General features: G+C 24.8%; 1 protein-coding gene and 1 pseudogene. Both read right to left on the bottom strand.

Annotated features, from left to right (window positions below; all coding sequences use genetic code 11):
• Positions 1-591 (bottom strand): hypothetical protein (locus tag D8787_RS11225; protein WP_142999778.1); only part of this gene is annotated, 591 nt, incomplete at its 3' end.
• Positions 584-1,401: pseudogene (locus D8787_RS11570) on the bottom strand (hypothetical protein); the annotation flags it as partial. The gene D8787_RS11225 and the pseudogene D8787_RS11570, both read right to left, overlap by 8 nt.

The following is a 1,401-nucleotide window of genomic DNA, read 5'->3' as shown; positions in this document are numbered from 1 at the left end:
GATTCTTTCAAGAAGAGTTTCAATAGTAAAGTCTAAATTGAATTCAGAATCTAAATTCATTTTTTTATCTAGAATTAATAGTAGTAATTTTACATCATTATTTATGTTATCACTTATTTGATTATCTGAAATATAGCTCTTCATTTTGGTGAAGAGATGATCTTCTTGTGAATTTACAATTTTATTATAAAGTATTCTAGATATGCTATTTATATTTAGTGTAATTTTTTGTGGGTCAGTTGTATCTTGCAAGAAGATTATCTTTTTAAAGTAGTCTTCCATACACTTAATATTAATCTCATTGTTATCAGTTTTATCAGCAAATACTTTATTAAAATAATCATAAATTGCTTCGTTAAAAAAATTATCAACAGAAAAGTGATAATCGGATAGTTTTAAGAATATCTCATGAATTTTATCCTGTTTGAGAACTTTAATGTTTTTTAACTCCTCGCTATCCTTTAATAATACAGCTATTAAAAAATTTTTTTCATTTCCACTAAGTCCATTTTTAGATTGTCTAACAAGGTAATCTGTATATGTTTCATTGATAAGATTATTTTTTATCAAAAATTTTGCTATCTCACTCATCATTATCCTCCAACGAATTTTTTATTTGAGTATACAACTCTCCTTTAGATTTAACTAGGTCGTTAAAATCACTGGCGTTTAATGTTTTATAGATTATCAGTGCAAGTAGTTGTTTGTAATCTATTTTAATATTATTTTTATGTATTTCTTTGTAAATTTTAAATTCATTTACTATATTTTTAAGAACTCTTAGGTCATCAATAAATATGGAAACTTGATATAAAAAAGTTTCGAAGTCATTTTTATCCGTAATTGCTAGGTCATCTAACAACCGTGATTTTAGATAATCAAATGAATTTGTATTGTTGACAATAGGGATGATTGGAATAATTACATCAAAAAATTTTGTCTTCTCTGTTGCTGAAACATCTTTTTTTTCAGAAAATATTTCATCACTTATTACATAGAAAAACATGATTTTCTTTATTTTCTTTCGCTTTGCAGAATTTCTCCTTTGATTAACCATTAAGTTAATTTCTCTTAATTTTTCGAATATTGAATGGTCGTTAAATCTATCTAGGTCTTCAAAAATTACAAAATCTGCATCAGATTCATCAAAAAGATAAACAACATCAGATAGAAAATTATCAAAATATGAGACTGCAGAAAAGTCTCTATTTTCCATGTTTACATTAATTCCCATTGTATTTATTGTCAGTTTTGCCCAATTTCCTTTATATACTATCTTCTTAATTACATTTGATAAAAGGTAATATAAGCTAATAATAGCTATGACAGATATAATGATGAGAATGTAATCAATAAATTCAAGATTAGGTGGGAAATTTTGGATGCTATATGTAATTTTTT

Source organism: Streptococcus mitis (assembly GCF_003944325.1).
GTDB classification, from domain to species: Bacteria; Bacillota; Bacilli; order Lactobacillales; family Streptococcaceae; genus Streptococcus; species Streptococcus mitis_CW.
The sequence above is the reverse complement of the archived record's forward strand: the minus strand, read 5'-3'. Positions and strand labels throughout refer to the sequence as shown.